The 23,876-nt window shown below is 65.4% G+C and carries 28 protein-coding genes; 17 read left to right on the plus strand and 11 right to left on the minus strand.

What is annotated here, in order from left to right:
- Positions 1–69: 69 nt before the first annotated feature.
- From ACT53M_RS15165 to ACT53M_RS15215, 11 genes are all read left to right on the plus strand, one after another.
- Entirely contained in the window at positions 70–1,272 is a 1,203-nt protein-coding gene (locus tag ACT53M_RS15165; protein ID WP_476234384.1) for an ATP-binding protein, read from the plus strand.
- Positions 1,273–1,363: 91 nt separating this feature from the next.
- On the plus strand, positions 1,364–2,395 hold the full coding sequence (locus tag ACT53M_RS15170) for a substrate-binding domain-containing protein (protein WP_476234385.1): 1,032 nt from the start codon (positions 1,364–1,366) through the stop codon (positions 2,393–2,395).
- A 51-nt stretch (positions 2,396–2,446) separates the two neighbouring features.
- Positions 2,447–3,823 carry a phosphate ABC transporter permease subunit PstC gene (gene pstC, locus ACT53M_RS15175; protein WP_476234387.1) on the plus strand — a complete coding sequence of 459 codons (1,377 nt, stop codon included), beginning with the start codon at positions 2,447–2,449 and terminating at the stop codon, positions 3,821–3,823.
- Entirely contained in the window at positions 3,816–5,114 is a 1,299-nt protein-coding gene (gene pstA / locus ACT53M_RS15180) for a phosphate ABC transporter permease PstA (RefSeq protein WP_476234389.1), read from the plus strand. Before pstC ends, pstA begins: the two co-directional genes overlap by 8 nt.
- A complete protein-coding gene (gene pstB / locus ACT53M_RS15185; protein WP_476234391.1) occupies positions 5,114–5,893 on the plus strand; it encodes a phosphate ABC transporter ATP-binding protein PstB in 780 nt (259 codons plus the stop codon). The genes pstA and pstB overlap by 1 nt, the downstream gene beginning before the upstream one ends.
- Entirely contained in the window at positions 5,893–6,594 is a 702-nt protein-coding gene (phoU, locus tag ACT53M_RS15190) for a phosphate signaling complex protein PhoU (RefSeq protein ID WP_476234393.1), read from the plus strand. Before pstB ends, phoU begins: the two co-directional genes overlap by 1 nt.
- Positions 6,595–6,603: 9 nt before the next feature.
- Positions 6,604–7,296 (plus strand): phosphate regulon transcriptional regulator PhoB, encoded by a 693-nt coding sequence (gene phoB / locus ACT53M_RS15195; protein ID WP_084581980.1) that lies wholly within the window; start codon positions 6,604–6,606, stop codon positions 7,294–7,296.
- A 128-nt stretch (positions 7,297–7,424) separates the two neighbouring features.
- A complete protein-coding gene (locus ACT53M_RS15200) occupies positions 7,425–7,718 on the plus strand; it encodes a hypothetical protein (RefSeq protein ID WP_476234395.1) in 294 nt (97 codons plus the stop codon).
- Positions 7,719–7,884: 166 nt separating this feature from the next.
- Positions 7,885–8,241: a hypothetical protein gene (locus ACT53M_RS15205; protein WP_476234397.1), complete on the plus strand. Its 357-nt coding sequence runs from the start codon at positions 7,885–7,887 to the stop codon at positions 8,239–8,241.
- 101 nt (positions 8,242–8,342) lie between these two features.
- Positions 8,343–9,233, plus strand: coding sequence for an SDR family NAD(P)-dependent oxidoreductase (locus tag ACT53M_RS15210; RefSeq protein ID WP_476234399.1), 891 nt, complete (start codon positions 8,343–8,345; stop codon positions 9,231–9,233).
- A gap of 73 nt (positions 9,234–9,306) precedes the next feature.
- Complete coding sequence (locus ACT53M_RS15215) at positions 9,307–10,419, plus strand: hypothetical protein (protein WP_476234401.1); 1,113 nt, start codon at positions 9,307–9,309, stop codon at positions 10,417–10,419.
- 144 nt (positions 10,420–10,563) lie between these two features.
- Here ACT53M_RS15215 and ACT53M_RS15220 read toward each other — a convergent pair whose 3' ends face one another.
- Together ACT53M_RS15220 and epsC are read right to left on the minus strand one after the other, a co-directional pair.
- Positions 10,564–10,902, minus strand: coding sequence for a DUF2794 domain-containing protein (locus ACT53M_RS15220; RefSeq protein WP_476229895.1), 339 nt, complete (start codon positions 10,900–10,902; stop codon positions 10,564–10,566).
- Complete coding sequence (gene epsC / locus ACT53M_RS15225) at positions 10,902–11,591, minus strand: serine O-acetyltransferase EpsC (RefSeq protein WP_476234404.1); 690 nt, start codon at positions 11,589–11,591, stop codon at positions 10,902–10,904. The genes ACT53M_RS15220 and epsC overlap by 1 nt, the downstream gene beginning before the upstream one ends.
- A 159-nt stretch (positions 11,592–11,750) precedes the next feature.
- Between epsC and ACT53M_RS15230 the strand changes: the two genes are divergently transcribed.
- The 4 genes from ACT53M_RS15230 (at position 11,751) to ACT53M_RS15245 (ending at position 15,995) form a co-directional block, all read left to right on the plus strand.
- The gene (locus tag ACT53M_RS15230; RefSeq protein ID WP_476234405.1) at positions 11,751–12,530 is read left to right on the plus strand and encodes a sulfite exporter TauE/SafE family protein; all 780 of its coding nucleotides are present in this window, start codon (positions 11,751–11,753) and stop codon (positions 12,528–12,530) included.
- Between the two features lie 128 nt (positions 12,531–12,658).
- On the plus strand, positions 12,659–13,222 hold the full coding sequence (gene ahpC, locus ACT53M_RS15235) for an alkyl hydroperoxide reductase subunit C (protein ID WP_476229892.1): 564 nt from the start codon (positions 12,659–12,661) through the stop codon (positions 13,220–13,222).
- Positions 13,223–13,317: 95 nt separating this feature from the next.
- Entirely contained in the window at positions 13,318–14,898 is a 1,581-nt protein-coding gene (gene ahpF / locus ACT53M_RS15240) for an alkyl hydroperoxide reductase subunit F (protein WP_476234406.1), read from the plus strand.
- 182 nt (positions 14,899–15,080) lie between these two features.
- Positions 15,081–15,995, plus strand: coding sequence for a hydrogen peroxide-inducible genes activator (locus ACT53M_RS15245; RefSeq protein WP_476234408.1), 915 nt, complete (start codon positions 15,081–15,083; stop codon positions 15,993–15,995).
- Between the two features lie 162 nt (positions 15,996–16,157).
- Here the strand turns inward: ACT53M_RS15245 and ACT53M_RS15250 are convergent, their stop codons facing one another.
- From ACT53M_RS15250 to pgsA, 5 genes are read right to left on the minus strand one after another with little or no spacing between them, the layout of a single operon-like run.
- The gene (locus tag ACT53M_RS15250; protein WP_476234410.1) at positions 16,158–16,310 is read right to left on the minus strand and encodes a type II toxin-antitoxin system RelE/ParE family toxin; all 153 of its coding nucleotides are present in this window, start codon (positions 16,308–16,310) and stop codon (positions 16,158–16,160) included.
- Positions 16,307–16,576, minus strand: a complete 270-nt coding sequence (locus tag ACT53M_RS15255; protein WP_476234412.1) for a ribbon-helix-helix domain-containing protein — start codon at positions 16,574–16,576, stop codon at positions 16,307–16,309. Before ACT53M_RS15255 ends, ACT53M_RS15250 begins: the two co-directional genes overlap by 4 nt.
- A gap of 33 nt (positions 16,577–16,609) precedes the next feature.
- Positions 16,610–17,047 carry a molybdenum cofactor biosynthesis protein MoaE gene (locus ACT53M_RS15260; protein WP_476234413.1) on the minus strand — a complete coding sequence of 146 codons (438 nt, stop codon included), beginning with the start codon at positions 17,045–17,047 and terminating at the stop codon, positions 16,610–16,612.
- Positions 17,044–17,301, minus strand: a complete 258-nt coding sequence (locus tag ACT53M_RS15265) for a MoaD/ThiS family protein (protein ID WP_476234414.1) — start codon at positions 17,299–17,301, stop codon at positions 17,044–17,046. The genes ACT53M_RS15260 and ACT53M_RS15265 overlap by 4 nt, the downstream gene beginning before the upstream one ends.
- Entirely contained in the window at positions 17,301–17,855 is a 555-nt protein-coding gene (pgsA, locus tag ACT53M_RS15270; protein ID WP_476234415.1) for a CDP-diacylglycerol--glycerol-3-phosphate 3-phosphatidyltransferase, read from the minus strand. The genes ACT53M_RS15265 and pgsA overlap by 1 nt, the downstream gene beginning before the upstream one ends.
- 165 nt (positions 17,856–18,020) lie before the next feature.
- On the opposite strand from pgsA, the gene ACT53M_RS15275 reads away from it, so the two are divergent.
- A complete protein-coding gene (locus ACT53M_RS15275) occupies positions 18,021–19,316 on the plus strand; it encodes an MFS transporter (RefSeq protein WP_476234417.1) in 1,296 nt (431 codons plus the stop codon).
- 18 nt (positions 19,317–19,334) lie between these two features.
- Here ACT53M_RS15275 and ACT53M_RS15280 read toward each other — a convergent pair whose 3' ends face one another.
- The 3 genes from ACT53M_RS15280 to rnr all read right to left on the minus strand — a co-directional run bounded on the left by ACT53M_RS15280 (position 19,335) and on the right by rnr (position 22,966).
- Positions 19,335–19,502, minus strand: coding sequence for a hypothetical protein (locus ACT53M_RS15280; protein ID WP_476234419.1), 168 nt, complete (start codon positions 19,500–19,502; stop codon positions 19,335–19,337).
- Between the two features lie 101 nt (positions 19,503–19,603).
- Positions 19,604–20,614 (minus strand): LacI family DNA-binding transcriptional regulator, encoded by a 1,011-nt coding sequence (locus ACT53M_RS15285; protein ID WP_476234421.1) that lies wholly within the window; start codon positions 20,612–20,614, stop codon positions 19,604–19,606.
- Between the two features lie 108 nt (positions 20,615–20,722).
- Positions 20,723–22,966 carry a ribonuclease R gene (gene rnr, locus ACT53M_RS15290; protein ID WP_476234423.1) on the minus strand — a complete coding sequence of 748 codons (2,244 nt, stop codon included), beginning with the start codon at positions 22,964–22,966 and terminating at the stop codon, positions 20,723–20,725.
- A 140-nt stretch (positions 22,967–23,106) separates the two neighbouring features.
- Here rnr and ACT53M_RS15295 point away from each other — a divergent pair, with 140 nt between their 5' ends.
- Complete coding sequence (locus tag ACT53M_RS15295; protein ID WP_476234425.1) at positions 23,107–23,277, plus strand: hypothetical protein; 171 nt, start codon at positions 23,107–23,109, stop codon at positions 23,275–23,277.
- On the opposite strand, the gene ACT53M_RS15300 is transcribed toward ACT53M_RS15295, so the two are convergent.
- A complete protein-coding gene (locus ACT53M_RS15300) occupies positions 23,265–23,864 on the minus strand; it encodes a TIGR02466 family protein (protein ID WP_476234427.1) in 600 nt (199 codons plus the stop codon). The two genes, ACT53M_RS15295 and ACT53M_RS15300, sit on opposite strands and share 13 nt — an antisense overlap.
- Between the last annotated feature and the right edge of the window lie 12 nt (positions 23,865–23,876).

The following is a 23,876-nucleotide window of genomic DNA, read 5'->3' on the forward strand; positions in this document are numbered from 1 at the left end:
CGCCAGACCTTGTTTCGCAATCGTAAATCTGGGCTCGTATTGGGACGCCCCCGTCCCTATTAGGGCCGCATGTTGTCGGCGTTCAGCTTCCGCACCCTGATTGCCATGGCCGTGGTGGCACTCGCCGCGCTGGCGGGGTTGTTGCTGAATGGCGATGCGCAGAGCGCGCTGGTTGTAGTAGTAGGCGGCATCGCGGCCGTCCTGATCGCAACGATGGGCGACAGTCCCGCCCCGCCCCCGCCTCCAGCCGATCCCACACCCGATGCGCGCCAGCCGGCGATCGGCGAAGTGATCGAAGCGATTGCCGAGCCGGTGCTGGTGACGGCGTCCAATCGCGTGATCGCCGCCAATGCAGCGTCGCGCACGCTGCTGGGCCAGCACATATTGGGCGAGGATGTGCGGCTGGCGATCCGCCACCCCGCCGCCGCCGAACGGCTGCTGGAACCCGGCGACCAGTTGCCGACCGCGCCGATTCACCTGGTCGGCTTGGGCACGCGCGAGCAGCGCTGGGAAATGCGCGTGCGCACGCTGGGGACCGGCGAGCGCGTCGTCCATCTGGTCGATCGCACCGGCAGCTATGCCGCCGACCGTATGCGGGTCGATTTCGTCGCCAATGCCAGCCACGAACTGCGCACGCCGCTCGCCTCGCTGCTCGGCTATGTCGAAACGCTGGCCGACGAGGCAGGCGACGATCCCGGAATCCGCCAGCGCTTCCTGAAGATCATGCACGACGAGGCGCGCCGGATGGAGCGTCTGATCAACGACCTGATCTCGCTAAGCCGGATCGAAGCGGAGAAATATCGTGCACCGGCCGAATCGGTCGCGCTCGCCGATCTGATCCACCAGGTGTGCGAGGAATTGTCCGGCAGCCCGCGTGCCGCCGATCTGGTGACCGAGATCGAAGTCGTGGAACCGGTGCGCGGCGACCGTACCCAGCTGAGCCAGCTGCTCCACAATGTGATCGGCAACGCCATGAAATATGGCCGCCACGGGACGCCGGTCACGGTTTCGCTGCGCAGCGACAGCGATACGATGGTGTTGCTGAGCGTTTCCGACGAAGGCGAAGGCATCGCCGCCGAACACATCCCGCGACTGACCGAGCGCTTCTATCGAGTCGATTCAGGGCGCAGCCGCTCGCTGGGGGGCACCGGCCTCGGGCTCGCGATCGTAAAGCATGTCGTCGAACGCCACCGCGGCCGCCTCGACATCCGCAGCGCCCTGGGCAAGGGCACCACCGTCACCGTGAGACTGCCAATTCAGCGCGTGTCATAATGGCGTAACGCGATTGCCGGATGGGCGAAGCTGCCGGCAATGGGGCACGCCGGTTTCTTTGCGGATTTTCCCGATACCACAGGAGGTGACGATGCTGGGTCGTCTTGCTCTCATCGCGTTCGGTGTGTTTGCGCTTTCGTCGTGCGACGGCAGTTCGACGCGGGAAATCCGCATCGTCGGTTCGTCGACCGTATATCCCTTTTCCACGGCCGTTGCAGAAGCGTTCGTCAACGCCAAGAGCGGGCGCAAGGCGCCGGTGGTCGAATCGATCGGCAGCGGCCCGGGCATCCGCCAGTTCTGCGAAGGCGTCGGCGCGCAGTTTCCCGACATTGCCGATGCCTCGCGCCGCATGACGCGCAACGAATATGACCGATGCCAGCAGAACAAGGTCGGCGAGATCCTGGAGATCATCATCGGTCTGGACGGTGTGGCGCTGGCCGAATCGAACAGCGGGCCGAAGCTGAAGCTGAGCAAGAAGGACATCTACCTCGCGCTCGCCGCCAACCCGATGGGCAAGAAGAACACGGCAAAGACCTGGAAGGACGTGAACCCCGAGCTGCCGGCGATTCCGATCCTGGTGATGGGCCCGCCTGCGACCAGCGGCACCCGCGATGCCTTTGTCGAACTGATGCTGCAGCCCGGCTGCATGGATGCCTTCCCCGATGCTGCGAAGCTGAAGGCATCGGCCGATCCCGCCCAGTTCGAAAATGCATGCCGCCGCATCCGCGACGACGGCCCCTATGTCGACAAGGGTGAAAACGACAATCTGATCGTCCAGGGCCTGGCCCAGAACCCCAATGCGCTCGGCATTTTCGGCTATTCCTATCTGCAGGAAAACGAAAACCGGCTGCACGGCGTGCCGGTCGAAGGGGTAGCCCCGACCTATGAGACGATCGCCAACGGCCATTATCCGGGCGCGCGTCCGCTGTATCTGTACGTCAAGAAGCGCCACATGAAGGCTGTGCCAGGAATGAAGGACTTCCTGCAGCTTTACACGACCATGTGGGGGCCGGATGGTCCGCTGGTGAAGCGCGGCCTTATCGCTGCGCCGGAAAAGCTGCGCACCCGCATGGCCGAAGCGATCGAACTGGAGCTTGCGCTTGACCCGACCGAGTTGCACTGATCTGCCTGTCGCGCCGGTGTTGACCGGGCATTATGTCGAAGTGGTTTCCTGGTGAACGTCTACGCGCTTTTATTTCTAGTCGCCGGCCTGGGACTGATCGGCTGGCTGACTGCGCGGGCGCGGGCGGTGCGGTTCGAACGCGGCGGACGCAAGCGGCTGCATTCGCTGCCGGCCCAGCACGGCTGGTATGTGATGATGTGGACGCTGGTGCCGCCGCTGGTATTCCTCGCGGTATGGGCGGCGCTCAGCCCCAGCCTGGTCCGCCAGGCTGTATTGAGCGACCCCGCCGCCGCCCAGCTTTCCAGCTTCGCCTTCGAACGCGACGCTGTGATCGCCCAGGCACGGCAGGTGGCGGACGATCCCTTGGCCGGCGATGTCGATCCGCTCGCGCAGCGACTGGCACCGGTCGTCCGCGCCGAGCGTTCCCGCTATGGCTGGATCGGCACCGCCGCCGCTATCCTGCTGTCGCTGGCCGGCGGCGCCTTTGCGATGTCGCGAATCGGTGCCGAGTTCCGCGCCCGATCCAAGGTCGAACGCACGCTGATGCTCGGCCTGCTGGTGGCCTCGCTGATCGCTATCCTCACCACCATCGGCATCTTCCTGTCGCTGATGTGGGAATCGATGCGATTCTTCTCGGTCGTACCCCCGCTCGATTTCCTGTTCGGCACGCACTGGAGCCCGCAGGTCATCGACCCCAAGGATCCCGGCGCCTCACTCGGCGCGGTGCCGCTTTTCTGGGGCACTTTCTTCATCGGCGCCGTGATCGCGATGCTGGTGGCAATTCCGTTCGGGCTGATGAGCGCCGTCTATCTGACGCAATATGCCGCGCCCAACACCCGCCGCTGGATGAAGCCGATCCTCGAAATCCTCGCCGGCGTACCGACCGTGGTCTATGGCTATTTCGCCGCGCTTACCGTCGCGCCGGCGGTGCGCCAGCTCGCGGTGATGCTCGGCAATCCCTTTGCATCGTCGGAAAGCGCGCTGGCGGCCGGACTTGTCATGGGCGTGATGATCATTCCGTTCGTCTCCTCGATGGCCGATGATTCGATCGCCGCCGTTCCCACCGCGATGCGCGACGGCAGCCTGGCGATGGGCGCCACGACCAGCGAAACCATCTCGCGCGTGCTGATCCCCGCCGCGCTTCCCGGCGTGGTGGCTGGCGTGCTGCTGGCGGTCAGCCGCGCGATCGGCGAGACGATGATCGTGGTGATGGCCGCTTCGGGCGCTGCGACGATCACGCTCAATCCCTTTCAGAGCGCGACAACGGTTACCAAGCAGATCGTCGACCTGCTGACCGGCGAGGCCGAATTCGACAGCCCGAAGACGCTGGCCGCCTTCGCGCTGGGCCTCACGCTGTTCGTCATCACGCTGCTCCTCAACATCGTCGCGCTCCGCGTCGTGAAACGATATCGCGAAGCCTATGAATAAGCCCGCCGCATCGGCCGAACGCCAGCCGACCGACTGGAAATCGCCGGCGATGCAGAAGCGCATCCGCCGCCGCTATGCTGCCGAGCGCCGGTTCCGCCTGCTGGGGGCAGGTGCGGTGCTGCTGTCGGCGGCGTTTCTCGGCTTCCTGTTGCTCACGATGGTGGGTGGCGGCTGGCGCGGCTTCACCCGCACCGAACTGGCGCTGCCGATCGATCTGCATGCAGCCGGCGTGAAAGTGGAGCGCAGCCGGCTCAACGGCCCCGCTGCCGATCTCGCCCTGGCGGGGGCGGGGCTGGAGGATGCCGTGGGCGTTGCCGCCACCGCCGCTTTCGGCCCGGGCGGCGACACCTTCCTTGCCGACAGCGCCTGGGTGGTGGTGCGCGACGCAGTGAAGCGCGACCCGTCGCTGCTCGAGCACCGCGCCGTTTTCCATCTTCCCGCTTCCGCCGGCTTCGACCAGGCGCTGGAACGCGACGGCACCCCCGAAATGGAAGCGGGCGTCGCGCGGCTGCAAAAGGCGGACGCTATCGGGCGCGGCTTCAACTGGGGCTTCCTCACCGAATCGGATTCGACCGATCCGGCCGCTGTCGGCATCTGGGGCGCGCTGAAGGGCTCGCTGATGACGATGGCGATCACCTTCCTGATCGCGTTTCCGGTGGGCGTGCTGTCGGCAATTTATCTGGAAGAATATGCGCCGAAGAACCGCTGGACCGACCTGATCGAAGTGTCGATCAACAATCTGGCGGCGGTTCCCTCGATCATCTTCGGCCTGCTGGGCCTCGCCGTATTCCTCGGCACCTGGGAAATCGGCAGCCGCGTGTTCGGCCCGATGCTGCCGCGTTCGGCGCCCGTGGTCGGCGGTGTCACGCTCGCGCTGATGATCATGCCAGTGATCGTTATCGCCAGCCGCAACGCGATCAAGGCCGTGCCGCCCTCGATCCGCGATGCAGCACTGGGCATCGGCGCGAGCCCGATCCAGGTGGTGTTCCACCATGTGCTGCCGCTGGCGCTGCCCGGCATCCTGACCGGCACCATCATCGGCATGGCCCGCGCGCTGGGCGAAACCGCACCGCTGCTGCTGATCGGCATGCGCGCCTTCATCGTCACGCCACCGGGCAGCTTCACCGATCCGGCCACGGTGCTGCCGGTGCAGATCTTCCTGTGGTCGGACGAAGTGAGCCGCGGCTTTGTCGAAAAGACCAGCGCCGCCATTCTGGTGCTGCTCGTCGTCCTGCTCGCCATGAACGGGCTGGCCATCTATCTTCGCAACAAGTTCGAGACTCGCTGGTAATGACCGTCGCCTCCCCTTCCGCTACCCACAAGATGTCGGCACGCGGCGTCAGCGTCTTCTATGGCGACAACCAGGCCGTGCGCGACGTGTCGATCGATATCGACATGGACAAGGTCACGGCCTTCATCGGACCTTCGGGCTGCGGCAAGTCAACCTTCCTGCGCACGCTCAACCGCATGAACGACACCATTCCCAGTGCGCGCGTGACGGGCGAGATCACGCTGGACGGCGAGGATATCTATTCCGCCGACATGGACGTGGTGCAGCTGCGTGCTCGCGTCGGCATGGTGTTTCAGAAGCCCAACCCCTTCCCCAAGTCGATCTTCGAGAATGTCGCCTATGGCCCGCGTATTCACGGGCTCGCCAGCTCCAAGGCCGATCTGGCGGCGATCGTCGAGCGTTCGCTGAAGCGCGCCGGGCTTTGGGACGAAGTTAAGGATCGCCTGTCCGACAGCGGCACCGCGCTATCCGGCGGCCAGCAGCAGCGGCTCTGCATTGCCCGCGCGATCGCCGTCGACCCCGAGGTAATCCTGATGGACGAGCCAGCCAGCGCGCTCGACCCGATCGCCACCGCCAAGATCGAGGAGCTTATCCACGAACTGCGCGGCCGATATGCAATCGTGATCGTTACCCATAACATGCAGCAGGCGGCGCGCGTCTCGCAGCGCACTGCCTTCTTTCATCTCGGCCAACTGGTCGAATATGGCGAAACCGACAATATCTTTACGGCACCCCGCGAGGAGCGCACGAAGGACTATATCACCGGAAGGTACGGCTGATGGCCACTGGCCACGAACATACGGTCAAGGCGTTCGATCAGGACATCGGCCAGCTGCGTGCACTGATCTCGCAGATGGGCGGACTGGCCGAGCAGGCGATCTACGATGCGATGAAGGCACTGTCGCGCGGCGATGTCGCGCTTGCCCGCACCGTCCGCCACAAGGACAAGCAGATCGACGCGATCGAGGCCGAGCTCGAAAAGCTGGTCGTCCGCGTGATCGCGCTGCGTGCGCCGATGGCGGACGATCTGCGCGAAGTGATCGCCGCGCTGAAGATCGCCGCCGTCATCGAACGCATCGGCGATTATGCCAAAAACATCGCCAAGCGCGTGCCGATGATCCACGCCGAGGGCGAAGAGCGGATCGAGGCGATTTCGATCCTGCCGGCCATGGGCCAGGTGGCCGCCGACATGGTGCATGATGCGCTGGACGCTTTCTCTGCGCGTGACGCCCAGGCTGCTGCCGCAGTCCATGCGAGCGACAATGCGCTCGACGATTTCTACGATTCGATTTTCCGTACGCTGGTGACCTTCATGGTCGAAAACCCGCGCACGATCAGCCAGGTGGCACATCTGCTGTTCGTGGCCAAAAACCTGGAGAGGATCGGCGACCACGCCACCAATGTCGCCGAGATGGTCTATTTTGCTGCGACCGGGCACTATATCGCCGACATAGAAAGCGGCGAGGGCAACGGGAGCTAGGGGGAACATATGGCACGGGTCAAAATGCTGCTGGTGGAAGACGATGCCGCGATCGCAGAGCTCGTCACCTGGCACTTCAAGCGTGAAGATTATGAAGTGAAACACACCCCCGACGGCGAGGAAGCGCTGCTGCTCGCCAAGGAAGCGACGCCGGACATCGTCCTGCTCGACTGGATGGTCGAGGGGCTTTCCGGCATCGAGGTTTGCCGCCGCCTGCGCCGCATGCCGGAAACCGCTAATGTGCCGATCATCATGCTCACCGCGCGCGGCGAAGAGGAAGATCGCGTCCGCGGACTGGAAACCGGCGCCGACGATTATGTCACCAAGCCCTTCTCTCCGCGCGAACTGGTCGCGCGCGTCGGCGCGGTGCTGCGGCGCGTACGCCCGGCACTGGCGGGAGAAGCGCTGACCTATGCCGACATCGAAATGGATACGGTGGGCCACAAGGTGCGCCGTGGCGGCGAAGTGATCGCGCTGGGGCCGACCGAGTTCCGCCTGCTCAAGCATTTCCTCGAGCATCCCGGCTGGGTGTTCTCCCGCGAGCGGCTGCTCGATGCCGTGTGGGGACATGACAGCGACATCGAATCGCGCACCGTCGACGTCCACATCCGCCGGCTGCGCAAGGCGATCAACAAGGGCAACCGCCCGGACATCATTCGCACGGTTCGCTCGGCAGGCTACGCGCTGGACGCGGGCAACTGAGGCTTTTTCGCGCCCGCACGCGGAACCTGCACACGGGCGCAACTTTTTTGGGATCGAAATCGAAGTCGATGCGTTAGCGAAACGGGTGCCATGTTCACGCACCCGCGTACCAATGCAGGAGACGGCTGATGAAGCTGACGATACTTGCTGCCGCGTTGACCCTGAGCAGCCCGGCATTTGCCCAGGCCCAATCGACCCAGAATACCACCCCCGCCCCGGCCCCGCAGGGTGGCTTTGCCCCCGCCACCATGTGGCCCGACGGGCCGCCGCAGCCCGGCCAGAAGGTCGTGTTCGTGCCGAGCCGGCTGACGCCGAGCGAAGCCTTCCCGCCCCCGCCCCCGCGCGACCATTACCCCGTCTGCAAGCGCGGCCAGACCGATGGCTGTCTGCAGCGCGGCGGACGCTCTAAGCTGCGAGGCTGACTGAGACGCGGCAGAAGGGCGCAGCGGGTTCCCGGCCCCAGCTCCCTGTCGGTGCGATCCACGCCCCTTCTGCCCGTCCGCCCCCGCGAATCTGCGTTTTCGCGCAAATGCAACATTCCGCGCAACGGCGCGTTCGGAGCGAGGCAATCAACAAGGAGAGCCTCGCATGAAATGGATGCTTTTCGCCTCGGCGCTGGCGCTGGGCGGCACCGCCGTTGCGCAGGATATGCCGGCCCCGCAAACGCCCCCGGCCCAGACGACGCCGGGCCAGACCACACCACAGGCCAGCCCCGAGACGCCGCCCGCCCCGCCGGCGCCAGCAGCGATGGCACCGGGCGCACCGCCACCACCGCCGGAAGCGACGCCGCCCGCTCCCCCTCCCCCTCCCCCTCCTCCGCCGCCTGCAGCCGCGTCTGCCGCGCCGATGGCGAACACGGCACCGCCGCCGCCGGCCGATCCGGGCAGCTACCCGCCCTGCTCGCGCAAGGTCACGGATCACTGCCGCCAGCGCGGCGGTCGCTGAACCAACGCGCCCCCTCTCCGCATGCGCGGGGAGGGGCGTTTTTGTTGGCACCGGCCGAGGCTGGCCATAAACAGGCTCAAAACCACGGGAGAGCCTGAATCATGACCATTCGCTTCGACGACCGCGTCGCCATTGTCACCGGCGCCGGCGGTGGCATCGGCCGCTGCTATGCGATCGAACTGGCGCGGCGCGGTGCAAAGGTGGTCGTGAACGATCTGGGTGGTGCCCGCGACGGGACCGGCCATTCGGATGCGGCGCTGGCAGTAGTCGCCGAAATCGAGGCGCTGGGCGGCGAGGCATTCGCGGATTCGGGCAGTGTGACCGACTATGACGCGATGGTTGCGATGGTCGAAGCGGCCACGACGCGCTGGGGCCGGGTCGACATCCTGATCAACAACGCCGGCGTGCTGCGCGACAAGAGCTTCGCGAAGATGGAGCCGGCAGACTTCCGCTTCGTCGTCGACGTGCACCTGATCGGATCGGCCAACGCCACGAAAGCGGTGTGGGAAACGATGCGCGAACAGGGCTATGGTCGCATCCTGATGACCGCGTCTTCGACCGGCCTCTACGGCAATTTCGGCCAGGCGAATTATGGTGCGGCCAAGTTGGGGCTGGCCGGGCTTACCAAGACGCTGCACCTCGAAGGCGCGAAATATGGCATCCGCGTCAATACCATCGCGCCAGTGGCCGGCACCCGAATGACCAAGGATATTTTCCCCGAAGCCGCATTCGCCGCCTTCGCGCCGGAGAATGTCGCCCCCGCCGCGCTGTTCCTTGTCTCCGAAGACGCGCCAAGCAACATGATCGTCGGCGCGGGCGGCGGGGTGGTGCAGGCGGCCTATGTCACGCTCACCCAGGGCGCGAAGCTGGACGAACTGACCCCCGAGGCAGTGGCAGCGCAATGGAGCCAGATTACCGACCGTACCGGCGAGATCATGCCCGGCTCGGGGGCCGAACAGACGATGCTGATCCTGAGCAAGCTGCAGGGCTGAGCAGCTACCGCAATAGCGTATTGCATCAGCAATACACCTGTGACATCCTCCACGCCTGGAAGGAGGATGGCCGATGTACAGCGAAAGCGAACTGGCAGGCGCCGTTGAGGCGGGGGCTCTTACCCCGGAAGCAGCGACGGCGTTCCGCAATTATGTAGCCGCCAGCCGGGCAACGCCGGCGGTGGACGAAGAACATTTTCGGCTTCTGAGCGGCTTCAACGACATCTTCGTGGCGATCGCCGCAGCGCTGATTCTGGTGGCGGTAGCCAAGCTGGGCGGCAGTCTGGCCGAATGGCTGATCGGCGGCGGTAACGACGCCCGCGTTGCCGGTGCCAACATGATCGGCGGCGGTGCACTGACAGCTGCGACCAGCTGGATGCTGGCAGAATATTTCACCGCGCGACGCCGGCTTGCCCTTCCCTCCATCCTCTTGCTGCTTGGCTTCGTTGCCGGCGCGGGAGCGACGATCGCCGGGCTGTTCGTCGTCAATATTCCGTGGCTGAGCGAAGTGCTCCACATCACCACCGACGCGCAACAGCAACGGCTCGCCGGCGCAGTAGCAGCGGTGGCCGGCAGCCTGACCGCCGTTGCGGCATGGGTGCACTGGCGCCGCTTCATGGTGCCGATCACCGTCGCCGCCGGCGCACTGGCGGTGGTAGGCGTCGTCGTAGGACTGATGTCCTCACTGATCCCCACCGCGAAGGACTGGATCAACCCCGTCCTGCTGCTGGGCGGGATCGGCATCTTCATCGCCGCAATGCGCTGGGACATGAGCGACCTGGAACGTCGCACCCGGCGTTCGGACGTCGCTTTCTGGCTCCACCTTGCTGCCGCGCCGCTGATCGGGCACCCGGTATTCCACATGCTGGGCGTGTTCGACGGCGAGATCGGCGCGCCGATGGCGGCGGTGGTGTTCGCGCTCTACCTGTTCTTCGCGGTGGTCGCGCTGGCGGTGGACCGGCGGGCGCTGCTGGTATCCAGCCTCGCCTATGTGCTGTGGGCGATGTACTCGCTGTTCCACCAGAGCGGTGCGGTCGAACTGAGCGCCGCGCTGACCGGGCTCGTGATCGGATCGGCGCTGCTGACGCTCTCCGCCTTCTGGCACGCGATGCGGCGGGCGGTCGTCGCGCGGCTCGGCGACCTCAGCCGCCGGCTCCCGCCGACGCAGCAAGGCGCGCTGGCGTAACCTCCCTCCTGATCCTCCCCCGCAAGGGGGAGGTGGGCCGCGTAGCGGGTCGGAGGGGGAGGATGCCAGAAGGGCCGCAATGATTCCCGCCCCCTCCGTCACCTTCGGTGCCACCTCCCCCTTGCGGGGGAGGATTTCAGGGGGTCACTCCTCGACCAGCTTCATCAGCCGGCGCTCGACCGGCGCCAATACCGGGCCGAGTTCGTGCCCGCGTTTCAGCACTGCGCCGCTTTCGTTGACCAGCGCCCACATGCCCTGCCGGTTGCGCAGGCTCGGACGTTTTTCGATGCGATATTCGGGCCGCTCCGCAGCGCGGCGAAAGGCGGCGAACACCGCGAAATCCTTGTCGAACTGGATTGCATAGTCGCGCCAGTGCCCCGCCGCGACCATCCGGCCATAGAGATCCAGGATCCGCGTGAGTTCGGGGCGTTCGAAACCGACCTGTCCGGGCTGCTGCAGGGGGAGCGGGGTGACGGTTCCCATCAGGCCCGGTCGCGCCGCTCCGCCCCGGCCTCACGCTCGGCGATCATCGCGTCGAGCCGCTTGCGTAGGGTCTCCAGTTCACAACGCATGATTTCCAGCTTCTGGCTTGCCGGATCAAAGAGGTCGCTGCACGGCGTACCATAAGGCACGAAATCCTTCTGCCAAGTGCCGGCTTCGACCAGCGTCGGCTTGGCCGGAATGCCGACCATCACCGCGCCGGGCGCGACATCCTTCGTCACCACCGCATTGGCCCCGATCCGGGCGCGTTCGCCCACAGTGATCGGCCCCAGCACCTGCGCGCCGGACCCGATGATGACGCCGTCGAGCAACGTCGGATGCCGCTTGCCGCCCACGCCATTGTCCGGGCTGGTGCCGCCCAGCGTGACGCACTGGTAAATGGTGACATTGTCGCCGATCAGCGCTGTCTCCCCGATCACGACAAAGCCGTGGTCGATGAAGAAATTGCGGCCGATGGTGGCGCCGGGGTGAATGTCGATCGCCGTCATCCAGCGTGACCAGTGATTGACGAAGCGCGCCAGAAAGAACAGCCGCCGCCGGAACAGCCAGTGCGCAACGCGGTGATAGCCCAGCGCCCACACGCCCGGATACAGCAGAATCTCCATGCGGCTCCGCGGCGCAGGATCGCGCGCACGAATCGAATCGAGATAGTCCGTCAGACGTCGGAACATGGCCGGGCCCCTTATATTTGGCATCATGTAGGCACATGCCGCTGAGATTTCCAGCATGCCCCAGCCAGCCAGCCCGCCCAAGGGGGCAACACTAAGTGACTTGTCGGCGTTGTGCTCCCTCTTCATGGATAGGGTCGATCAACGGCATAAGGGCACCGGATGTTCGAAGGTTTGAGCGTCACCGAACTGTTGCCATACATCGCGGTGGGCTTTGCCGCACAACTGGTCGACGGCGCGCTGGGCATGGCGTTCGGGGTTATTTCCAGCACGCTGCTGGTGAGCGTGCTGGGCATTGCCCCCGCCACCGCCTCGGCAGGCGTACATCTGGTCGAGACGATGACGACCGGCGTATCGGGCCTCAGCCATGCTCTGCATCGCAACGTGAACTGGCGGCTGTTCGCCCGGTTGCTGGTGCCGGGAATGATCGGCGGCGTGCTGGGTGCCTATGTGCTGACCTCGCTCGACGCATCGGTGACGCGCCCGTTCGTCATGGCGTATCTGGCGGGGATCGGCCTTTACCTGCTGTTCCGCGCGATCCGCTTTGCGCCCCACCACCGCGAACCGAAGATCGTCGAGCCGCTGGGTCTGGCGGGCGGCTTTCTCGATGCGGCGGGCGGCGGCGGCTGGGGGCCGGTGGTGACGAGCAACCTGCTGGTGCAGGGCGCCCGGCCGCGCACCACGATCGGCACCGTCAACACCGTCGAGTTCTTTCTGACGGTCACCATTTCGGCGACGTTCCTCTTTCACATCGGCACCCAGGGTTTCTCCCCCGCCTTCTGGCATCCGGTGCTGGGGCTGCTGATCGGCGGCATCGTTGCGGCGCCATGCGGCGCCATCTTCGCCAAGCGGGTGCCGACCCGCACGTTGCTCAGCCTGGTCGGCATCGTCCTCACCGCCACCAGCGCGTTCAGTCTGTACCGCGCGCTTTCACAAATATGACCGATTAAAGTCACCCTATTGAGTGAGGCAATCGATCAACCCAAGCGGGTCTTCCAATTTCTCTTCCGGGGCAGGGCCGCCTATATCCGGCTTCGCAACAGCAACCCCGTTCTGGAGGATATAACCGCATGGCTCTCATCGGCAGCACCATCAAGCCGTTCACCGCGCAGGCCTATAAGGAAGGCAAGTTCGTCACCGTCACCGACGGCGACGTGAAGGGCAAGTGGGCGGTCTTCTTCTTCTACCCGGCGGACTTCACCTTCGTGTGCCCGACCGAGCTGGAAGACCTGGCCGACATCTATCCGACCCTGCAGGGCATGGGCGTTGAAGTGTATTCGGTCTCGACCGACACCCACTTCAGCCACAAGGCATGGCACGACACCTCGCCCGCGATCGGCAAGATCAACTATTACATGCTGGGCGACCAGAACCACGTGCTGTCGACCAACTTCGACGTGCTGCGTGAAGGCCAGGGCCTCGCCGACCGCGGCACCTTCGTGGTCGATCCGGAAGGCGTGATCCAGCTGGTCGAGATCACTTCGGAAGGCGTGGGCCGCAACGCCCAGGAACTGCTCCGCAAGATCAAGGCCGCGCAGTATGTCGCCGCCCATCCGGGTGAAGTGTGCCCGGCCAAGTGGGAAGAGGGTGAAAAGACCCTGGCCCCGTCGCTCGACCTCGTCGGCAAGATCTAAAGCGCGCCCCTGCCCCCTCAACGGGCGCCTGATGCGGCCCGGGGCGGATACCAACCGCCCCGGGCCGTTTTAGTAGAAGTTACAGGAGTTTTCCCATGCTCGACGCCAATCTGACGCAACAGCTCAAGACCTATCTCGTGAACATCCGCGAGCCGATCGAGCTCGTCGCCAGCCTGGGCGAGGACGCCAAGTCGCGCGAGCTGGGCGAGCTCCTGGCCGAAATCGCCGCACTGTCCGACAAGATCGACCTCGTCCACGCCGACGATGCGCGCAAACCGAGCTTCATGATCCGCCGCAAGGGCACCGATATCGGCGTGCGCTTCGCCGGCATCCCGATGGGGCATGAGTTCACCTCGCTGGTGCTCGCGCTGCTTCAGGTCGGCGGCCACCCGAGCAAGGCGGCGCAGGAACTGATCGAGCAGGTCCGCAATATCGAGGGCGATTTCAGCTTCGAGACCTATTTCTCGCTATCGTGCCAGAACTGCCCCGACGTGGTGCAGGCGCTGAACCTGATGGCGGTGCTCAACCCCAAGATCCGCCACACCGCGATCGACGGCGCCCTGTTCAAGGACGAAGTCGAGGCGCGCAAGGTGATGGCGGTGCCGACTGTGTACCTGAACGGCGAACCCTTTGCCTCGGGCCGGATGGAGCTGGAGCAGATCGTCGCGAAGATCGACAGCGGCGCGGAAAAGCGCGCGGCCGAACGGATCGGCAAGAAGGATCCGTTCGACGTGCTGATCGTCGGCGGCGGCCCCGCCGGGGCGGCGGCGGCGATCTACACCGCGCGCAAGGGCATCCGGGTGGGTGTCGCGGCCGAACGCTTTGGCGGGCAGGTGCTCGACACGATGGGGATCGAGAATTTCATCTCGGTGCCGCACACCGAAGGCCCCAAGCTGGCCGCGCATCTCGAGCAGCACGTCAAGGACTATGAGGTCGACGTGATGAACCTGCAGCGCGCCGAAAAGCTGATCCCGGCGACGCGCGAGGGCGGGCTGCACGAAGTGGTGCTGGCCAATGGCGCGAGCCTGAAGGCCAAGGCGATCATCCTTTCCACCGGTGCCCGCTGGCGGCAGATGAACGTGCCGGGTGAGGACGAATATCGCAACAAGGGCGTGGCCTATTGCCCGCACTGCGACGGCCCGCTCTTCAAGGGCAAGCGCGTCGCGGTGATCGGCGGCGGCAATTCGGGCGTCGAGGCGGCGATCGACCTGGCCGGCATCGTCGCGCATGTCACGCTGATCGAGTTCGACAGCCAGCTTCGCGCCGATGCGGTGCTGCAGCGCAAGCTCGCCAGCCTGCCGAATGTGAAGATCCTCACCTCGGCGATGACCACCAAGGTCAATGGCGACGGCGAGAAGGTGTCGGGCCTCAGCTACAAGGACCGCAACACCGGCGCCGAGCACGACATCGCGCTGGAAGGCATCTTCGTCCAGATCGGGCTGGTGCCGAACACCGAGTGGCTGAAGGACACGATCGCGCTCACCAACCGCGGCGAGATCGAAATCGATGCGCGCGGCGAGACGAGCCGTCCGGGCATCTTCGCGGCGGGCGATTGCACCACCGTGCCGTACAAGCAGATCGTGATCGCGATGGGCGCAGGCTCCACCGCGGCGCTGTCGGCCTTCGACTATATGATCCGCCTTCCCGCCGAGGAATTCCAGGCGGCGGCGGCCTGACGCCACAGTCCCCTCCCGCTTGCGGGAGGGGCTAGGGGAGGGACTGACGTGGAGGCTCTATCTGACACGTCGCCCCAATCTACACTGCCATCCCCTCCCCCACCCCCGCCCGCAAGCGGGAGGGGAGCGTATTGGCCTTTGCATTAATCGCCCCTGTCACTATATTCCTCTCAAGCAATCGAATGAGGCGATTAGTGGCGCAGACCTATCTCCCCACCCTCAAACAGCTCCAGTATCTGGTGGCGCTGCACGATGCCGGCCATTTTGGCCGCGCCGCGGAGGCGTGCTTCGTCACCCAGTCGACCCTGTCGGCAGGCATTCGCGAACTGGAAACGCTGATCGGCGTGGTACTGGTCGAGCGCACGCGCCGCGTCGTCCGTTTCACGCCGCTCGGCGAGCGGATCGTCGAGAAAGCCCGCCGCGTCCTGCGCGAAGCCGATGAGCTGGGCGACCTCGCCCGCGCCGCCGGGCGTCCACTCTCGGGTGAGATGCGGATGAGCGTCATCCCCACCATCGCGCCCTTCCTGCTGCCGCGCATCCTGCCGCGCCTGCGCCAGCAATATCCGGACCTGAAACTCTATCTACGCGAGGAAACCAGCGGCCAGGCGTGCGAGGCTCTCAGCCATGGCCGCACCGATTGCGTGCTGCTCGCCTTGCCCTTCGCCTGCGGCGATGTCGAAAGCGCGCGACTGTTCGACGACCGCCTGTTCGTGGCGTTCCGCGAAGGTGAAATGGCGCCGAACGCCGCGATTCATCCCGACGAGATCGACGAAGGCCGGCTGTTGATGCTCGAGGACGGGCATTGCCTGAAGGACCATGCCCTCGCCGCCTGCAACCGCCCCGAACTGCGCGCCGAGGCGACGATGCTCGGCACGTCGCTCCACACCATGGTGCAGATGGTCGATAATGGGCTAGGAGTTACGATGCTGCCGGAAATGGCGGTGGATGCCGGCATTCTGGAACATACCTCGGTCACCGCCCGCCCGCTCGACGCCGCCAACGCCTCGCGCCACATTGCGCTGGTCTGGCGCAAGGCCTCCCCCCGCGAACGCGACTTCCGGTTGCTGGCGGACGTGCTGGCAGCCGCGCGGGACTGATCAGGGCTCCCAGACAGCGCGGAGCTGCTCCATCTGATTTATCCGCTCATGAAGCAGCGTGACGATTCCAATCGCGCCATCGGCCCGTTCGCGCCAATACACGACATGATGTCCCGCGCGCGCAAAATATCCCCTGACGCCAAATTCGGCTGGCAAAGCACGCTACGGCACCCGCCGCGCCGCAATTTCGGCGAAGCGCTCGAATAGTTGAAGCACGTACCGATCGGCCTGCGCCTCACCCCATTGGTCGGCAGTATAGTCGTAAATTTCATCCAGCCGCTGGTCCGCCATCGGCTCAATGAAGAACGCGCTCACCGCTGCGCGCGCCGCATACGATTGCGCTGAATCACCTCTTCGGCAGTGACCTCGACACAATCCTCATCCGGCGTCGCGAATGCCCGCTGCAACTCTGCCTTCAGCGTCTCGAACTTCTCGCGTTCGACCCGTTCCTTGTCGCGGCGGATCGGGTCGCGGACATATTCGCTGACATTCTCGTACAGCCCGTCCTCGCCCACGTTGCGCGAAACGAAGTCGCTCAGGGGGCCTGCGACTCGGACGTTGAGGTTCATCGGCTTGGACATGTCCGTACAGATACGCTGTAATAAGCTGTACGCTTAGCCCCATTCCGCTGCACGCGTATTGTCGCTTGCGCGCGGTTCCACCCAGCGCGCGCCGCCTGCCAGCACTTCGCGCTTCCAGAAGGGGGCGTCGGTCTTCAGCCGGTCGATCAGGAAGGCACAGGCTTCCAGCGCCTCGGCCCGGTGCACGGCGGCGGTGCCGACGAACACGATCCGCTCGCCCGCCACCATCCTCCCCACCCGGTGCACGATGGTGACGCCCAGCAGGTTCCAGCGATCCACCGCCCCTTCGGCCAGCGCACACAGTGCAGCCTCGGTCATGCCGGGATAATGTTCCAGCTCCAGCGCCTGCACGCCGTCGTCGGTGCGTACCACGCCGGTAAAGGTCGCCACGCCGCCCGCCCCGCGTTCCTCCAGCGCAGCGACTTCCATCGCCAGCTCGATCGGCGCCGGATCGACCGAGACGCGGATCATCCGCCCGTCACCGGCGGAAAGATCGCCACCTCGCCCGCACCATCCAGCGGCGTGTCGAGCGGCACAAAGACCTGGTCGATTGCCGCGCGCAGCTTCGTGGGCTCGGCAAAGGCGACGGCATGCCCCTCGCTGCGCCCTGCCAGCCAGCCGATCAGATCGGCAATCGTCCGCACCGACTCCGGGGGCGAAACCTGCTCCGCGCCGGTCCCCACCGCCTCGCGCACCCAGGCGAAGTAAAGCAGCGACAGCGCCATCAGCTGTCCATATGGCTCAGACCGACGCGCAGATAGTCCCAGCCGGTAATCGCGGTCAGCACCGCAGCGCCCCACAACGCCGCCAGCCCGACCATCAGCACCCAGGGCCATTGCGGCAGCGCGCCCGACAGGATCAACGCCCCCAGCGATCCCAGTTGCAGCGCCGTCTTCCACTTGGCGAGCCGCGACACCGGCACAGATACCTGCAGCCCGCCCAGAAACTCGCGTAGTCCCGATACCGCGATCTCCCGCAACAGGATCACCAGTGCGGCGATCACATGCCAGTCGGCGATCACGCCCTTGCCCACCAGGATCAGGATCACCGCCGCGACCATGATCTTGTCGGCGATCGGATCGAGAAATATCCCGAGCTTCGAGACGGTCCCCTGCGCGCGGGCGAGGTAGCCGTCGAAATAATCGGTGATGCCCATCAGGCAGTAGAGGCCGAACGCAATGGCGAATCCCGCCTGCCAGTCCCTCCACCAGAGGAACCCCACCAGCAGCGGCACGGCAAGGATGCGCGAGAGCGTGAGCACGTTGGGCAGCGTGAGCATCGCCGGTTCCTAGCACCGGCTTCCGTCCAGCGGGAGGGGGCGGCAGCGACTTTACCGCGTCCGGACAACCGGATGGCAACGATACCCCATTGATGCGGGTACAGCCCCTCGGCTATGCCCGGCACCCACCGGGCGGAAAACCGCCACTTGGGGAGCTTATATCGAATGATAGGTGCGCTCGGGCTTATGAAGGAGCGCCGGTTCCTGCCTCTGTTCATCACGCAGTTCCTGGGAGCGTTCAACGACAACCTCTTCAAGAACGCGATGATCTTTTTCGCGACCTACCAGATCTTCAATTCGGTCGAGGAAGAAACCCGGTTCAGCGCCATCGCCACCGGCATCTTCATCCTGCCCTTTTTCCTGTTTTCCGCGCTCGCCGGTCAGTTGGCCGACACCTATGACAAGGCGCGGATCATGCGGATCATCAAGGCCGCCGAAATCGGCATCATGCTGGTGGGCGCCACCGGCATCTTCCTGAAGAGCCTGCCGATGATGCTGGCCGCGCTGCTCGGCATGGGCGTGCACTCCACCTTTTTCGGGCCAATCAAATACGCGATCCTGCCGCAGCATCTGCGCGAGGACGATGTGCTGGGCGGCACCGGCATGATCGAGGCGGGCACCTATATCGCCATTCTGGGCGGGACGATCGCGGGTGGTGTGATCAGCGCCTATGGCGCCGCCTTTGCGGTACTGGGCGTCGCCTGCGCTGGCTGGCTCGCGTCGCTCAAGATCCCGCCCGCACCACCGCTCACCAAGCTGAAAGTGGACTTCAACATCTTCCGCGCCTCGGTGCGGCTGATCCGCGGCACGATGCACATCCGTCGCCTCTATCTGGCGATCATCTCCATCAGCGTGTTCTGGACGATCGCAGCGGTGCTCGGCGTGCTGTTCCCGCCGCTGGTCAAGAACGTGTTCCACGCCCAGAAGGACGTGGCCAGCGTGTTCCTGGGCATTTTCTCGGTCGGCATCGCGATCGGCTCGGTCATCATCAACCGGATGCTCAAGGGCAATATCTCGGCGCGGTATGCGGTGCCGTCGGTGCTCGCCATGTCGGTGTTCGTGGTCGATTTCCACTTTGCCGCGCGATTCTGGCCGATCCATGACGGCCCGCTGCTGAAGACCGCTGCCTTCATCGCGCTGCCCGCCGCCTGGCACATTCTCGCCGACCTGGCGCTGATCGCGATTACCGGCGGCATGTTCGTGGTGCCGCTCTACGCCTTCCTCACCACCACCGTGGAAAAATCGCAGACGGCACGCACCGTCGCGGCGAACAACATTGTCAATGCCGGCTTCATGGTTTTCGGATCGGTGGGGATCTTCGGCTTCAGCCGCATCCCGGGCATTCTGGTCGAGGATTCGCTGTGGATCGTGGTATTGCTCTGCTTCGCCTCGGCCTGGTGCGCGCGGCGGCTGCACAAGGCTGGCGACGTGCCGCGTACCGGCGAGGAATTCCCGGACTGATCTGCCCGGCGCGTTCCGTCAGAAGATGAAGGTGTAGAAGCAGACGAAGAACGCGGTGAAGCTCAGCGCGAACAGCCGCAGATCCTTATCGTCGCTTGCCTTTCGCTGCGCCACGATCGTGCGACGCATATGCTGGCGGAACGGGTGGCGGCGGGCGATGCCCGGAAAGGCGATCTGGCGTTGCATGCGCCGATCTTAACGATTTGTTTACTATTCGGGCCAGCGACAAAATGGGTTAACGGCCGTCCACGAACGGGACGCCCGCGCATGCGCGGACATAAAGGAGATCAGTCCTTGGGCGCCGGCCCAGTGGTGGACCGCACCATCAGCTCGTGGTCCAGCGTCACCTGTTCCTGCGCGGCGTTGCCCGAGAGCATCAGGTCGGCCGCAGCATAGGCGAGTTCGCGCACCGGCTGACGGATGGTGGTAAGCGGCGGCCAGACGGCGCGAGCCAGATCCGAATCGTCGAACCCGACGATCGAAAGCTGATCGGGCACGGCTACGTCCGCCTCATGCGCCGCCGCCAGGACGCCAGCCGCCATATCGTCATTGCCTGCGAAAATGGCGGTCGGCCGGGGATTGCGCGCCAGCATCGCCTGCGCTGCCGCCATGCCCGAGGCGAAGCTGTAATCGCCGGAAACCACCAGTTCCGGATCGAAAGCAATGCCGTGGGCCGCCAGCTCCGCCTGATATCCTGCCAGACGATCGGCAGACGACACATGGCTCTCCGGCCCGCGGATCAGCGCGATGGCGCGGTGGCCCAGGCTGATCAGATGACGCGTGATCTCGCGCGCGGCGGCAACATCGTCCATCGTCGTTGCCATGCCGCTATGCTTGCGCACGCCGGGCGCGATTCGAACGTAGGGCAGCCGCCGGCTGTCTAGCGCATCGAGCAGCGCCGTCGCCTCGGTAAGCGGCGGCGACAGGATCACACCGTCGAGATGCGCCTCGTCCACCAGCGCCATCACTGCGCCTACCAGGTCGGCGGACTGGCTATCGACCGGCTGCATCAGCAGGCGATAACCCAACTCCGAGCAACGCTCGAGCGCGCCGGACTGGATGTGATACACATAATAGGGGCTGGGATTGTCATAGAACAGGGCGACCTGAAACGACTTGCGCCCTGCCAGCGTGCGCGCCGCATGGCTGGGACGAAAGTTGAGCCGGGCGACCACTTCCTCGACGCGGCGGCGCGTCTCCTCGCTGACATGCTTCTCGTTGTTGAGCACGCGCGAAACGGTCTTGAACGATACGCCTGCGATCTTCGACACTTCCTTGATCGTCGGACGCCCGGACATGTTCTTCCTCTCGCAACACCGCTGTAAATCGCTTGTAGCGCGACTGTTACGTCAATGCACTGGATTTGACAGCGCTGTCCCGTCAAGGGCCGCGCCGCGAACAGCAGCTCAGCGCTTGCGCCCCTGATGGCGGATATTGCCCGGCCGTCCGCGACGGTGGATCACACGCTTCGGCGCGCCCTTGCCCGGACGACCCGTGCGCGGCGGACCGCCAGCCGAGCCCTTCCCGTCTGGTAGCTCGAAGCGCAGCGCGCCCGATACCGGGTTCGCCTCCACCAGCCGCAGCGCGATCCGCTGGCCAAGGGTGAACGCCTCGCCGCTATGCTCGCCGACCAGCCTTTTGCCGGCCTCGTCGAAGTGGAAATATTCCTGGCCCAGGTCGCGCGCCGCGACCAGCCCGTCGCCGCCCACACCCTCCACCGTCGCGAAGAAGCCGAAATTCTGCACGCCGGTGATCCGCGCCTCCATCACTTCGCCGACATGCGCGGCGAGGTACGCGGCAACATAGCGGTCGATGGTCTCGCGCTCGGCCTCCATCGCGCGGCGTTCGAGCTGGCTGATCGATTCGCCGATCCGGTCCATGCTGCCGGCCTCTTCCGGCGTCAGCCCGCCCGGCCCCAGCCGGTATGCCTCCACCAGCGCGCGGTGCACCACCAGATCGGCATAGCGCCGGATCGGCGAAGTGAAATGCGCATAGGAGCCCAGCGCCAGTCCGAAATGCCCCGCATTTTCCGGCCCGTAATAGGCCTGGGTCTGGGTGCGCAGCACCTGTTCCATCACCTGCGGGCGGAACTCCGCCTCGCCCACCCGGTCGAGAATGCGGTTGAACGTCGCCGGCCGGATCACCTGCCCCAGCGCGAATTCGATATCGAAGGTCTTCAGATATTCCTTCAGCGCAGTGAGCTTCTCGCGCGCCGGCGGCTCGTGGATGCGGTACATCACCGGCGTCTTCTTCGCCTCGAGCGCCTTGGCGGCGGCGACATTGGCGGCGATCATGTAATCCTCGATCAGCTTATGCGCATCGAGCCGCTCGCGCGGCGCGACCGACAGAATGCGCCCCTTCTCGTCGAGCACGATGCGGCGTTCGGGCAGGTCGAGGTCGAGCGGCTCGCGCTTCTCGCGCGTCGCATTGAGCGCCTGCCAGCAATCCCATAGCGGGCGAAGGGCGGTTTCGGTGAACGGATGCTCCAGCTTTCCATCGATCGCCGCCTGCGCATCCTCATACGCAATATTCGCCGCCAGCCGCACCACCGCGCGGGTGAACCGCCAGCTCTTGAGCGCGCCGCCCTTGGTCACCTGCAGATGGCAGGCGAGCGCCGCGCGATCCACGCCTTGCTTCAGCGAGCACACATCCGCCGACAGGATTTCGGGCAGCATCGGCACCACCCGGTCGGGGAAATAGACCGAGTTCCCCCGCTTGCGCGCCTCGCGGTCGAGTTCGGAGCCCGGCCGGACATAGAAGGAGACATCGGCAATCGCGACGATCGCCTTCCACCCGCCTTCGTTGGCGGGATCGTCGTCGGGCGCGGCCCAGACCGCATCGTCATGGTCGCGCGCATCGGCCGGGTCGATCGCAACGATCGGCAAATGGCGCAGATCCTCGCGGCCATCGCCCAGCTTCTGCTTCGCCACCCGCTCGGCCTCTTCCAGCAATTCCTCCGAAAAGACGTTGGGAATACCGTGGCGGTGGATCGCGATCATCGAGAAGCTGCGCGGCGCGAACGGATCGCCCAGCCGCTCGACCACCTTGGCGGTGATCCGTGGCGGCCGGCCTGTCTTTTCCGCCAGCACCAGATCGCCCGGCTCTGCCCCGCCGGCATCGGATACCGGCCAGTCGCGCCGGTCCTTCTTCTCGACGCCCTGCAACCAGAGCCTGCCGCCCTCTTCGTGCAGCACGCCCAGCATCTGTTCCTCGCCGCGCGCCAGCTTCTTCATCGGGTGCGCGATCCAGCCATTGCCGGCCTCTTCGGTCCGCGCGAGGATGCGGTCGCCCACCCCCAGCGCCGAACGCTTGCCGCGCCCCTCGCGCACGCGCAGCCGCGGTGCGGGGACGTGCTCGGCCTCCCAGCGCTCGGGCACGGCCCACACGGTGTCGCCATCGGCATCGGTGATGCGCAGCACCGTCACCTTGGGCAGGCCGCCCATCTTGTGAAAGGCCCGGCCGGGGGCGACGTCGATCAGCCCCTCGTCGGTCATGTCCTTCAACAGCGCCTTGAGCAGGATCTTGTCCTGCGCGCTCAGCCCGAATGCCCGCGCAATCTCGCGCTTGCCTGCAGGCGTGTCGGACGAAGCGATAAAATCGAGAATCTGCTGCCGCGTCGGCAGCCCTGCTTTTGTTCTGTTCTTTGCCATTGGCCGCCAACATAGGGACAAGCAGGCCAGCCGTCACCTGCGGCGATGCCGCAGCCCCCGTAAAGTTGCGGGGCAGACAAGATGAACGCGGTGTTGACTATAATGGAACGGGGATCCTGTTCGGTTGAAGGAATCCACCCATGGCCATCGCCCGTTCCCTGTTCATCGGCTCTGCGCTGGGCACTTGTGCAGCGTTCGTCTCGCATGCCGGATCGCCGCACCCGGCGCGCGTCGCGAAGCCGGTGCCGAGCGTGCAGCATGCCGAAATGCTCGCCGCGCGCGACACCGCGTCGCGCGCTTACCAGCGATAGTTGAAGCTGACGCTGATCCGCTTTTCCTTGCCCGCCCCGGGTGGCACTTCGTGGCGCAGCCAGCTTTCCCAGAGCAGTACGGTGCCGACCTCGGGCACCACTTCGATAAAGGGCTGAAGCGATTCCGGCGCATCCGGCCGCCGTGTCGGCGCGGCCATCATCATCGCCAGCCGCGGGTCTTCCAGCTTCAGACCGCGTGAACCCGGCGGCAGCGCGACATAGACGGTGCCCGAGACGACGCTGTGCGGGTGGATATGCGCACCATGCCCGCCCTTGCCGTCGAGAACATTGACCCACAGGCTGTCGAGCTTCAGCTTGCGCCCCGCCAGATCGAACGCGCACGCCTCCGCAAACCGGGCGACATGCTTGTCGAGCAGCCGCTTGAGATCGGCGAAGGCAGGGTCGCGGATCGGCAGATCGTCCAGCGAGGCATAGCTGGTATAGCCGCGATAATGGTTCTCGCGGCACCAGCGCCGGCCGGCGCCATCGTCTTCCGCCAGTTGCAGGCAGGATGCCTCCAGATCGGCGATCAGGGCGTCGTCGCCCAGCGGCTGCTGATAGAGCAGAGTGGAAAATAGCGTGCGCACGCCCGCGCTATC

Source organism: Sphingomonas sp. DMC6, from assembly GCF_056314225.1.

What these genes read in the sequence shown, in the direction of transcription:
- pstA (WP_476234389.1), top strand. Translation starts at nt 3,816, where the DNA reads ATGAATAAGCCCGCCGCATCGGCCGAACGCCAGCCGACCGACTGGAAA.
- ACT53M_RS15170 (WP_476234385.1), top strand. Translation starts at nt 1,364, where the DNA reads ATGCTGGGTCGTCTTGCTCTCATCGCGTTCGGTGTGTTTGCGCTTTCG.
- ACT53M_RS15295 (WP_476234425.1), top strand. Translation starts at nt 23,107, where the DNA reads ATGGCCATCGCCCGTTCCCTGTTCATCGGCTCTGCGCTGGGCACTTGT.
- ACT53M_RS15215 (WP_476234401.1), top strand. Translation starts at nt 9,307, where the DNA reads ATGTACAGCGAAAGCGAACTGGCAGGCGCCGTTGAGGCGGGGGCTCTT.
- phoB (WP_084581980.1), top strand. Translation starts at nt 6,604, where the DNA reads ATGGCACGGGTCAAAATGCTGCTGGTGGAAGACGATGCCGCGATCGCA.
- ACT53M_RS15260 (WP_476234413.1), bottom strand. Translation starts at nt 17,047, where the DNA reads ATGATCCGCGTCTCGGTCGATCCGGCGCCGATCGAGCTGGCGATGGAA.
- ACT53M_RS15220 (WP_476229895.1), bottom strand. Translation starts at nt 10,902, where the DNA reads ATGGGAACCGTCACCCCGCTCCCCCTGCAGCAGCCCGGACAGGTCGGT.
- ACT53M_RS15205 (WP_476234397.1), top strand. Translation starts at nt 7,885, where the DNA reads ATGAAATGGATGCTTTTCGCCTCGGCGCTGGCGCTGGGCGGCACCGCC.
- ACT53M_RS15210 (WP_476234399.1), top strand. Translation starts at nt 8,343, where the DNA reads ATGACCATTCGCTTCGACGACCGCGTCGCCATTGTCACCGGCGCCGGC.
- rnr (WP_476234423.1), bottom strand. Translation starts at nt 22,966, where the DNA reads ATGGCAAAGAACAGAACAAAAGCAGGGCTGCCGACGCGGCAGCAGATT.
- phoU (WP_476234393.1), top strand. Translation starts at nt 5,893, where the DNA reads ATGGCCACTGGCCACGAACATACGGTCAAGGCGTTCGATCAGGACATC.
- ACT53M_RS15245 (WP_476234408.1), top strand. Translation starts at nt 15,081, where the DNA reads ATGAGGCGATTAGTGGCGCAGACCTATCTCCCCACCCTCAAACAGCTC.
- ahpC (WP_476229892.1), top strand. Translation starts at nt 12,659, where the DNA reads ATGGCTCTCATCGGCAGCACCATCAAGCCGTTCACCGCGCAGGCCTAT.
- pstB (WP_476234391.1), top strand. Translation starts at nt 5,114, where the DNA reads ATGACCGTCGCCTCCCCTTCCGCTACCCACAAGATGTCGGCACGCGGC.
- ACT53M_RS15265 (WP_476234414.1), bottom strand. Translation starts at nt 17,301, where the DNA reads ATGGCGCTGTCGCTGCTTTACTTCGCCTGGGTGCGCGAGGCGGTGGGG.
- ahpF (WP_476234406.1), top strand. Translation starts at nt 13,318, where the DNA reads ATGCTCGACGCCAATCTGACGCAACAGCTCAAGACCTATCTCGTGAAC.
- pgsA (WP_476234415.1), bottom strand. Translation starts at nt 17,855, where the DNA reads ATGCTCACGCTGCCCAACGTGCTCACGCTCTCGCGCATCCTTGCCGTG.
- ACT53M_RS15165 (WP_476234384.1), top strand. Translation starts at nt 70, where the DNA reads ATGTTGTCGGCGTTCAGCTTCCGCACCCTGATTGCCATGGCCGTGGTG.
- ACT53M_RS15200 (WP_476234395.1), top strand. Translation starts at nt 7,425, where the DNA reads ATGAAGCTGACGATACTTGCTGCCGCGTTGACCCTGAGCAGCCCGGCA.
- epsC (WP_476234404.1), bottom strand. Translation starts at nt 11,591, where the DNA reads ATGTTCCGACGTCTGACGGACTATCTCGATTCGATTCGTGCGCGCGAT.
- ACT53M_RS15280 (WP_476234419.1), bottom strand. Translation starts at nt 19,502, where the DNA reads ATGCAACGCCAGATCGCCTTTCCGGGCATCGCCCGCCGCCACCCGTTC.
- ACT53M_RS15255 (WP_476234412.1), bottom strand. Translation starts at nt 16,576, where the DNA reads ATGTCCAAGCCGATGAACCTCAACGTCCGAGTCGCAGGCCCCCTGAGC.
- ACT53M_RS15285 (WP_476234421.1), bottom strand. Translation starts at nt 20,614, where the DNA reads ATGTCCGGGCGTCCGACGATCAAGGAAGTGTCGAAGATCGCAGGCGTA.
- ACT53M_RS15230 (WP_476234405.1), top strand. Translation starts at nt 11,751, where the DNA reads ATGTTCGAAGGTTTGAGCGTCACCGAACTGTTGCCATACATCGCGGTG.
- ACT53M_RS15275 (WP_476234417.1), top strand. Translation starts at nt 18,021, where the DNA reads ATGATAGGTGCGCTCGGGCTTATGAAGGAGCGCCGGTTCCTGCCTCTG.